Origin of the sequence: Methylobacterium sp. E-041 (assembly GCF_022829665.1) — a bacterium.
In the GTDB taxonomy this organism is placed as follows: domain Bacteria; phylum Pseudomonadota; class Alphaproteobacteria; order Rhizobiales; family Beijerinckiaceae; genus Methylobacterium.
The window spans coordinates 1-9,359 of sequence record NZ_JAKSYQ010000019.1; the positions used below are offsets into that span (position 1 = coordinate 1).

11 protein-coding genes and 1 pseudogene are annotated in these 9,359 nt (G+C 59.8%); 7 read left to right on the top strand and 5 right to left on the bottom strand.

Annotated elements, in window-relative coordinates:
* Positions 1–198 (top strand): annotated as a pseudogene (locus MKK70_RS00565) (IS5/IS1182 family transposase); the annotation flags it as partial.
* Positions 199–353: 155 nt separating this feature from the next.
* Here the strand turns inward: MKK70_RS00565 and MKK70_RS00570 are convergent.
* A complete protein-coding gene (locus MKK70_RS00570) occupies positions 354–1,340 on the bottom strand; it encodes a class I SAM-dependent methyltransferase (RefSeq protein WP_243945365.1) in 987 nt (328 codons plus the stop codon).
* 894 nt (positions 1,341–2,234) lie between these two features.
* On the opposite strand from MKK70_RS00570, the gene MKK70_RS00575 reads away from it, so the two are divergent.
* From MKK70_RS00575 to MKK70_RS00590, 4 genes are all read left to right on the top strand, one after another.
* Entirely contained in the window at positions 2,235–2,456 is a 222-nt protein-coding gene (locus tag MKK70_RS00575) for a hypothetical protein (protein ID WP_243945367.1), read from the top strand.
* 1,546 nt (positions 2,457–4,002) lie between these two features.
* A complete protein-coding gene (locus tag MKK70_RS00580) occupies positions 4,003–4,920 on the top strand; it encodes a ferritin-like domain-containing protein (RefSeq protein ID WP_243945369.1) in 918 nt (305 codons plus the stop codon).
* 234 nt (positions 4,921–5,154) lie between these two features.
* Positions 5,155–5,454, top strand: coding sequence for an HU family DNA-binding protein (locus MKK70_RS00585; RefSeq protein WP_243945383.1), 300 nt, complete (start codon positions 5,155–5,157; stop codon positions 5,452–5,454).
* The gene (locus tag MKK70_RS00590) at positions 5,451–5,630 is read left to right on the top strand and encodes a hypothetical protein (protein WP_243945371.1); all 180 of its coding nucleotides are present in this window, start codon (positions 5,451–5,453) and stop codon (positions 5,628–5,630) included. Before MKK70_RS00585 ends, MKK70_RS00590 begins: the two co-directional genes overlap by 4 nt.
* A gap of 129 nt (positions 5,631–5,759) precedes the next feature.
* On the opposite strand, the gene MKK70_RS00595 is transcribed toward MKK70_RS00590, so the two are convergent.
* Positions 5,760–5,960, bottom strand: coding sequence for a hypothetical protein (locus MKK70_RS00595; protein WP_243945373.1), 201 nt, complete (start codon positions 5,958–5,960; stop codon positions 5,760–5,762).
* Between the two features lie 180 nt (positions 5,961–6,140).
* Between MKK70_RS00595 and MKK70_RS00600 the strand changes: the two genes are divergently transcribed.
* Positions 6,141–6,356, top strand: a complete 216-nt coding sequence (locus MKK70_RS00600; RefSeq protein ID WP_243945375.1) for a hypothetical protein — start codon at positions 6,141–6,143, stop codon at positions 6,354–6,356.
* A 388-nt stretch (positions 6,357–6,744) separates the two neighbouring features.
* On the opposite strand, the gene MKK70_RS00605 is transcribed toward MKK70_RS00600, so the two are convergent.
* Both MKK70_RS00605 and MKK70_RS00610 read right to left on the bottom strand, forming a co-directional pair.
* Positions 6,745–7,311: a hypothetical protein gene (locus MKK70_RS00605; protein ID WP_243945377.1), complete on the bottom strand. Its 567-nt coding sequence runs from the start codon at positions 7,309–7,311 to the stop codon at positions 6,745–6,747.
* A gap of 168 nt (positions 7,312–7,479) precedes the next feature.
* Complete coding sequence (locus MKK70_RS00610; RefSeq protein ID WP_243945379.1) at positions 7,480–7,683, bottom strand: hypothetical protein; 204 nt, start codon at positions 7,681–7,683, stop codon at positions 7,480–7,482.
* A gap of 52 nt (positions 7,684–7,735) precedes the next feature.
* On the opposite strand from MKK70_RS00610, the gene MKK70_RS00615 reads away from it, so the two are divergent.
* Positions 7,736–8,005, top strand: a complete 270-nt coding sequence (locus tag MKK70_RS00615) for a TatD family hydrolase (protein WP_243945385.1) — start codon at positions 7,736–7,738, stop codon at positions 8,003–8,005.
* On the opposite strand, the gene MKK70_RS00620 is transcribed toward MKK70_RS00615, so the two are convergent.
* Positions 7,975–8,205: a hypothetical protein gene (locus MKK70_RS00620; protein WP_243945381.1), complete on the bottom strand. Its 231-nt coding sequence runs from the start codon at positions 8,203–8,205 to the stop codon at positions 7,975–7,977. The genes MKK70_RS00615 and MKK70_RS00620 overlap by 31 nt on opposite strands.
* Positions 8,206–9,359 lie beyond the last annotated feature (1,154 nt).

The following is a 9,359-nucleotide window of genomic DNA, read 5'->3' on the forward strand; positions in this document are numbered from 1 at the left end:
AACGTGAGGCCAATGCCCAACCGCAAACAGGTCCTGGCCTTCAGCCCGTTCCTGTACAAGTACCGCAACCTGGTCGAGCGCTTCTTCAGCAAGATCAAGCACTTCCGCGCCGTCGCCACCCGCTACGACAAGGATCCCGACAACTTCCTCGCCAGCGTCAAACTCGCTGCCGTCCGGGTCTGGCTGCGAACTTTATGAGTCCGCGCCCTAAGGCGTGCTGGTTGCAAACAAGATCATAGACAACCTCCAGTTCTGAAGGCGCCATGCAAGCCGTATGGTCAACGCCGCGCGGTTGCGACAGGGCCTCGCAAACGCGCGCGGAGGTCGCAGGAAAGGCCGGATCGGGTCTGGTTTCAGGCTTTAGGCTCCAAAAAAGTGCGCCGGAACTGTGACTTCATGTGCGTGAACCACTTCGCTGATAGCTTTTTCGCACGAACTGGTTTCTGCGCGATGCCCACTGCATAATGCGGAATACTAGCTGTCGCTCGATCTAGTAGAAGGCAAAGCTTAAGTATGTCACTGCCTTCTGGAATGTTTGTTAAAATATCTCCGAGGCCGACGTGATAAACTGTGCCGCCAACGTGCTTGATAAGCGCGTTTGGAAAATAGTTATTCAATGCTGGAATGATTGCTTCCGCATCGACTGACTCACTTGGGTCGTATTCCATTTCTTCCAAAGTTGGGCGACGAAAGTGACGTGGCCAAGGATGGTCGGGATCGCGGGGATTGTGGAAACACTCGTCGTTCAGGCTGTTCCTGACCGCATTTATCAGCTCGACAGCTTCCTCAGTCCATTGGAAACGATTTGCTCCAACGAATTCTGTCATCAAGAACCAGGCGCCAGGACGCAGAATTTCCAAGCTCCAACGCACCGCATCGTCCGCGCTCGGCATATGGTGAAGTGCATTGTCCCAGTAGACAAGATCGTACTCTTGATTTTTAATATTATCGAATGCATTGCCGTGGGCAAATGAGACTTTATCTGATAGTCCCCACTCCTGAGCAATTTGCTTTCCCTGCTCAAGGGAGATAGAAGAGAGGTCGCATAAATGAAAATGTGAAACGACACCCGCTTGGATCAGCCGCATCTCCTTCGCGCCCGTCCCGCATCCGACGGAGATGGCCTTGGCGAGCGGCAAATGCGCCCCTGCCACTTGCTTGAACAGGTCGACTAATCCCGTGTTTTCGCCATCCAGGTATTTGCCACAGATACGAAAATTTTGGTCGCGGACGATTTGAAACGACTCATTCCACCGCGCGCGCGGGGGCATTTGTGAACGCCAAGCAGGCAATGCGTCCCAATGCCCCTCAGCAACTTTAACTCGATTATCAGCATCCATCGCGTTGCACTCTGAGGCTCCCTTGAAAAAAGGGTTTCGTATAAATGAGGGTTTTTGGCAAGCCGTGCCTCAGGCTGCAGCAGAGGCCAGATCTGCTTCGTTTCCAGGTTTTGTCAAATTCCGAGAGTTCGGAACAGAACTCAAGTCGCGAGTTTTGCTTGCACTCCGCGAAGAGAAGCGCGTAACCAGCGGGAGCGACACGGCCAACCTCCGACAACATCGATCAGGAGACGCTTGCCTTACAAACCCCAATCAGAGTGGGCTCTTAGTGATCGTCCACTCCCTCGATCCGTCAGCCGAAATGACTCCAACCTGCTCAATGAGACCCGTCTTCATCAGCCGGCGGATTTCCTAGTCCTCTTGCCATAGCGGCGTGGTCCGCGTTCCAACAGCTTAAGCCGCTGGTGCAGGCTCGGTCGCAGCTTACCCTCATGCCGTCGGCCACGCACGCCCTTCTCCGCTCTTGGAACTCGGTGCCCTTTTCTGAAATGCACCACCAGTCAGTCGGTCACCCTAACAGCGCAAGCAGCTCGTCGTCGGTTGGAAGCTGGCTCGGCCTATGCTGCAGAGTGTAGATCCACTCATCGATCTCGTGCCGGTCCCACCGCCTTACCGAACTGACTCGGTAAGCCGTTAAAGGAAGGCAATTCGGAAATTGTTTAGGCGGTCCAGTCGTATCCATACCGTCCAGGCGGCTTCGACTGCTCAAGCGCGAAAGCTGCCGCATGTCTCGTACCCTCGTTTCCATCCTTGTCGTTGGCAGGGCAGTGGCTCTTCTCGTGCCCGTTGAAGCAGCCAAGAGTAACGTTCAGGTACCCGACAAGTTCGATGGGTCGTGGAGCATCACAGTCTGTCACCAAGGACGGGCCGTGCCCAGCGAGCACGAGTTATCAGGTGCAGATCAAGGATAGCGACGCTTCGGTCCCAAGCGACGAGATCAATGTCGATGGCGGCGTCTCACAGTCCGGGACCGTGCAGGCCACGATCATCAAGGGAGCCAACAGGGTGCCAATCGCTGGAACGCTCGACGCCAAGGGCAGCGGTAGTGGGACGTGGCACACCAGCGGCGGCATCGTCAGCTGCAGCGGAAGCTGGAGCGCCAAACGTGCTGGGTAGCAGCTTGCCATTGAGTTGGAACAAGGGTGAACCCCGAGAGGAGGCAGGCCCGCCCGCCCCGATCTGATCACGGGGTGGCGGGTGCATCGTTCATCTCACCAGCGAACCGGTCCTGAGCCCGGCCTGCCGGTAAGGTGCCATCGATTTGTTACTGGCAGGTCAACGGTATCCCGCTCGCGAATGATGACGGCGTGCTGCCCGGCTCTGTAGCCTCTGGTGATCATGCAATTGGAAGGGAGCTAGATGGTCTGGTGTAGCGGGGCCGCTAAGCGATGCAGCACCCAACCTGCTCCGCAAGGGCTCTGACCCTCTCTAGATTGTTGCGGCACCGAGTGGCACCTGCGGTCGATCCAATGGCGTTCAAGGCCGCGCCTCGCTCCCGATACCAGCGGGCGAGCGACAACAGGCGTGCTACGCGATCTCCGGCAGGTAAGCTCATCATCTCGACAGCGGTAGGAATGCGGTAGTTTCTCATGCTGCCACTACGTCAGGTCGGTGCTTCAGGATGCAGCGGGTGATCTCAACCCAATGCAGTGAGGAGCGGCTCGTCTGCCCTGCGTGGATTTCAGGGACCGCCACGTCGTTGAACGCATCTGGGTTCGCCTTACAAAATAGGGGCTGGTGGGTCGAGACTGTGATGCGGCATGCCGGACACAAAGAGCGGTTGATCACGCCGCTTTTCATATGTCCTCCTATCTCGAAAACTCGGTTGGATCCGGTTAGATGGAATGAGAATTGATATTGAGTACAAGCGCCAGCGATGGGGGATTACATATTTGTTTTTGTTTATATCCATAGCCACGCCGTCGGTATCTGCCGAAAAGACAGCAGGCGTTCTATCACTGCGTAGGTTTGAGCTACTCGACAATCTATCAGGATCTCAAAGGTCATCTGAGCTAGATTTTTATCTTATGGCTGTCACCGACAGCCTTTCACTTTCAAACCGATATCTTGAGAACGATCGGAAGCCGAGGATTTTCTGTTCTGACCGACCAGTTTCAATCGATCAGCTTCGAGGCATCGTACGGGAGCGGATTAAATCTCTGGCAAAGCTGGGACAGGACGCCGAACAAGCTAAGGAGCGAACTGGCGTGGTGATCGCTGTCATTCAAAAGCTGCGCGAAACGTATCCCTGCAAGTAGCCCCGTGCTGCAAAGATCAAGCTTGGTGTCCATGCGTTAAGCGCATGAAAATGTTAATTTATGCCGATCTCTATCTCTCGGGCACATGCGGCACCCATTCTTGCATGGACGCAATCTCACGAAAGCGTGATGTCGTTGTCTAAAAACATATCTCTGACGTTGCTGGGATATTTTTGAGGCTTGAGATGGTCTAGGTCCTGGCTGCCCTAACTCGGATTGTTCTCCGCGCCAGGGTGAGTGCCGCGTTCCCGACACCCATAAAAAGACCGCCGGTTGCAGCCCATAATCCGAAGCAGAGTCGCCTTTAAGCACGTGCTTATAAGGCGGGGCATCAGCGCTTCTACGCGCCGCTGCGTGCCGCTTGTACGGATGGTCCGCCGGCTGTTCTCCCTGAGGAGGAAGCTATGACTCAACAACATTTTCGTCTGAACAACGACGCCGAAAACGCCGAGGCAGCGCCGCGCAAACTCGATCTCGTAGCCGGACGCCGCGCCTTCATCCAGACTTTGGGGCTCGGCATTGCCGGCACCGCGTTGTTCGGCGCGGATGCCAGTCGCCCTGCCGCCGCCCAGTCCATCACCGATGCTGACATTTTCAATTTCGCGCTGAACCTTGAGTACCTCGAAGCCGAGTTCTACCTGCGTGCTTCGGTTGGCCAGGGCCTCGCTGACGCGGAAGTCAGCGGCACTGGAACCCTCGGCCCGGTCTCTGGCGGCCGCGCGGTTCCGTTTCAGTCACAAGTCATAGCCAACTACGCTAACGAGATTGCTCGTGACGAGCGCTTGCACGTCAACACGCTGCGTGCAGCACTCGGCAGCAACGCCGTCGCTCGCCCGGCAATCGATCTTGGTTTCGCCTTCACCATTGCCGCGCGTGCCGCTGGCCTTGCGGGTCCGAACGACACCTTCGACGCCTTCGCCAACGAGACCAACTTCCTGCTCGCAGCCTTTATCTTCGAGGATGTCGGGGTGACCGCCTATCACGGTGCTGCCCCGCTCATTAAGGACCCCGCAAACCTCTCTGGCGCCGCGGGCATCCTGGCTGTCGAGGCTTACCACGCCGGCATCATCCGTACGGTGCTATACAGCCGCGGGCTATTCAGTCAGGCTCAGGCTATCTCCACCGCGCGCGACTCGCTCGACGGGCCTGGCAAGGCGGACGAGGGGATCGGTGATGCGACGACCTCGAAGCTCGTGCCGCTCGACTCGGCGGGCGTTGCTTATCAGCGTACACCGAAGCAGGTGCTCAGCATCGTCTACCTGAACGCTGGCGCTCAGCCGAACGGCTTCTTCCCGAAGGGCCTGAACGGCAACCTGCGTTAGAACGTCAAACGGTCGGAAGGAGCCATCCCGCTCCTTCCGACACCTATCTCGGCGTAAAGGCTCATCGCCCCGCCACCATCCCAAAGAGTGCTACGCCGGCCGCCGAGACGACGTTGCCCCTGCCGCCCCATGGGAGGGGCGCGAACGGGATCACCGGGTACTCAGCCACCGAGACCGGCAGCGAGCGAGATCGACCGGTTGCTGACCGGCGCTCCGTGCCCCTATTCGAGCGCCATGATCCGGTCCAACCTCGTTCTCCGCCTCGTCGCTCTGAACCCGCATCTCTACGAGAAGGACTGCGAAGCGGTGGTCGATGCCATTCTTGACCGCATCGCAGGCGCGCTGGTAGCGGGCGATCGGGTGGAAATCCGTGGGTTCGGATCGTTCACGGTGAAGGAGCAGCTTGCCCGGCAGGGGCGCAATCCGAGGAACGGAGTGCCGGTCGCGGTGCCGGCCAAGACCGTGCTCGCCTTCAAGGCCGGCAAGGAGATGCGGGACCGTCTGAACTTGGAGGCGAGGGCGACGACGCCGTGAGCGACGATCCATCCCACGAAGCCGTCGAAGCCCTTCGCGCGATCGGCCTGTACGTCGGGCCAACTGGCGACGACCTCAGCCTGTGGCTCGTGAATGGCGAGGAGATGACCGACACGGGCCTAATAAAGCTTACCGCGCTGCTGGGCCTCGTATCCGGCTCGGCGACGATCCTATGACAGGCATTCCGAGGCACCGACGCAACCCACACCGCTGGTACAACGCCGACGACATTGAGCAGCCGCCGGCCACGAATGCGAACAGCAAGGCGATCCATGTGCCAACGCGACGATGATCAGCGACAGCTATCAGACCTGGGTTGCCGGTTCGGTCCCCATTACTTTCTCCAGCTCGACGCGCCCTTTCGAGAAGCCATCCAGCCAGGCAAACCGAAGGCCAAACTTCGTGTAGTCGTAAGGACATTCGCCCGCGAAGCGCTTCTCGGCTTTCCCGGCCTCCGAGCCGAGCCGCATCGCTTCGGCCTCCTCGTTCTTCGTGCTGCCGTCCACCAAACCACTCCTATGATCTGGAAGGCTGCCTTTGATGCCTTCCGAACCTCCGTTAAGACGTGTTCCCAGGTAGAGCGGCCTCGTTAGAATTCAGCCTGAGCAGCACCTTTCATCGACATGATCCGCCGGCTCGAAAAAGCTCCACGCGGCCAATGTGGGCGGCGCTAGTTAGAGAGTGAAATGGAGCCCCAAGTTTGGTTTGAGCGATGGTGCCGTACCGAGCGCGATGCCGCGACAGCCATTCTAGCGCGGATGGAGAAAGGTGAAATGCGAACATACGCCACCGATCCACGCGGCGAATTGCTCGATGTGTCGATGGAAATGATGGCTCGCCACCGATCTTCGATCGAGCAGCTCGACGGCATCATTGCCAAGATCGAGGCTGGAAGCCGGTAGAAACGAAAAAGCATGCCGCACGAGTGCTGGCCAGCCTGATCTGACGAGTTTCCCGCGAGTGAAGCCGAGAGAGTCAAGCCCGTCCCCCGATCTGATCACGGGGCGACGGGTGCTTCGTTCATCTCACCAGCAAACCGGTCCTGAGCCCGGCTTGAGGGCAAGGTGCCCTCAACAAGTTACCGCGGCGTCAACGCCGCTGCTGGTGCTTATCGCCTAAGCCCGATCACTTGATTGCGCCGCTTGATAGGCAGCTACGGCTATCGCCGCCCAGAGAGTGACGAAGCCCAACGTCACACGATCTCTTGGGACTGGCTCCTTGATCGGGACTGTTATTTCGAAAGTGCCTCGCTTGATGTGGGCCGTTTTGAATGACTCCATAGTCACCGCTTTATGCGGACTGTGGCGTGAAGCCGACAGTGCGCTGCCCGAACTGCGCCTGCCAGAGGCTGGCGGCGTACTGCTCCCCGCCGGCCGCCATGTTCTCCTTCAGGATGCGCGACTGCGCGACCAGGCCTTCCATTGCGCTCCGGGCCGCGCCCTGCTCATCAAGCGGCAGGCGGCCGAGGTTCTTGCGGATGTCCGTCACCTGGTCGGAGATTTTCTTGATGGCCTCCCCTGCCGGGTCGAGGCCCCGCACGATGTCTCCGATCCGCAGAGAAACCTGCGCCTGCTGTGCCTGCCGGCTCGCTGCGTCCCGCTTGTCGACCTGAGCCTGCAGGCGCGCCACTTCATCCCGCGCCGCCGTTACGTCGCTGCCGGCGAGGCTCGGGAGGATGCTGCCGAAGACCCCCGCCGCGCGGCTCCTTGAGTTCTCCAGCACCTTCTGCGCGGTAGCGAGACGGGTTTCTAAGTCGCCGCCGGTAACGACTCGATCGATCGCTTGGCCGGCCTTGTCCCACGTGTTCGAGATGATCGTGCCAACCGCCGCCGTCGCGCGGCCCCAGCCGGAGGTCAATTCGGTCGAGCGGTCAGACTATCGACATATTCGCCGGTCCCTCGCTCCGTGGGGCAGTCGAGGATCGCTCGGCTAATCGCGTTCGCAGCTTCTCGCCCGAAGGCCCGGCCGGCAGCCTTCAGATCTGCGCGGCCTCGGATAGAAACGCTCGGACGGGGTGCGGGCGCCTTAGGCTGCATGGCTGCGGCCTTCGATCATCGCCCTGGGCTCCATGGCCCGCAGGTGCTGAGCAAGCGCGGTGATGTCCGGCTCAGCGTCAGGATGCCTGCGGGCGATCGCCGCGAGGCCGGCGGTCACCTCCTGCCAGCGCTTCCCATCGATGTCCGGGACGGCGGTAGCGAGTTCGGCGCGGTAGCCGTCGGACAGGCTCACAGGGACTGCCGCCGAGGCCCGACGCGCAACGGCGCTCGGCTGCTATTTTTCGATCAACGCCGAAATGCTCCGCTCACCTAAGCACCGCAAGCTGGTTGGCGAACTGCCGGCTGATCGCCTGCTGACCGAGACTGATGGCCCCTTCGTCGAGCGTCATGGCCAACCTGCCCGGCCGCGTGATGTCGCCAAGACCGTCGCCGAACTCGCCAACCTCCGTAGTGAATCTGCTGACCAGACGGCTCAGAAAGTCCTTTCCAACCTTCGTTCGTTGTTGGGCGATCAGCCCGTCGATCACCCCTTCTCCGGACCGGTGAGACGCTGAGCTTCCAGGAGAGCATCGATCAGGGCGCCGATCTGTGCCACCGGGACCCGCAGGCCTTTGGCCGTCTCGCACATCACGCCCCGGCCGTTGGTGGCTGCGACGTGGAGATCGAGACCGAGGTCGCCCCGCTTCTCGCGCAGCACCACGCGGATGCTCTCACGAGCCGACTTCCGCACCTCGCCGACTATGCGGTCGCTCATGCGGCGGCTCGCTGGAGACAGGAAAGCGCAAGGATGGCGGCGTCGCAGTCTCCGAACTGTCCAACTACGCTGCCCGATGGATCGTAGGCGAACGCGTTGCCGCCCTCCGACCGGATCACCTATCCGATGCATACCCCGTCGATGTGGATCTGATACGCCACGCGAACCTCCGTCGAGGAGGTCACAAAAATAATTTAATACCAATATCAAATTTGTCTGAAAAATTCAACAAGGCGCCCTAGGTCGAAGTGCTTTCCTCCAACTATCGGTTGCGGTACCCACCACTTCGACGAACTGGGTCATTCGGTGCTTGACCCGTCGGGCGAAATGCTCGAAATCGTCACCATCCCGAGACGCGTAAGCACGCATAGCCGCTGCTCGGGCCATCACCTAAAAACCGAAGATCGGCGCAGCCTGCATCCCCGCGGGCCGAGTACGTGCGTCTGAATCCCACTATAGGTCTGCGCGCTCGGCGCCGATCACCGTCAGACCTCAACGGCCCTTCCTCACCACTGAGGCGGGGCCGTCTGTGTTTCTTGCCTTTCGTATATGGAACAGGGCAGCGATCCTGCTGCCTGTCAAACCCGCGAACCCGTCCTCACCCCGAGGGCGGGTTTTTGCATTCTAGGAGACTGTCATGCCTATTGAGATCACCACCATAGCCACGTCGTTCTTCAACGGCGCCTCTGAGTATGCAGGAGCCGGCTGCGCAGCCTTATTGAGCTGGCAGGTAAAGCGAGCCTGGAGTGGAGCATGCCTTTCGGCCATTTGCGCCCAGTTAAAGCGGACCTTGGATCCTCGCCGGGAGGCGACTTCGCCATCGGACGTCGCCGGCCGCAGAGTTAGGATCTCGACCCGGCGCGGTCGTGGTCGCCGGAAACCACCCCGCCGTTGACCTAGAGCTAACAGGTCTCTCGCATCCTACCGGTGAGCCGCGGTGCGTATTAGCTCGCCATCGTGTGGACACGACACGCCCCGCTGGCCCGTGATCAGATCGGGCGGCGGGGGTATGCCTTATACCAATCGACGCTGAGGGTGACTCACGGGGTTTCGTTGCGTGGGCGGATCTGATTCGATGAGGCGAACCGGGAGGGTTTGCCATGTCGGCTGCGGTGGCGTTGCGGCAGGATTTCACGGCCGATGATCTGCGGAGG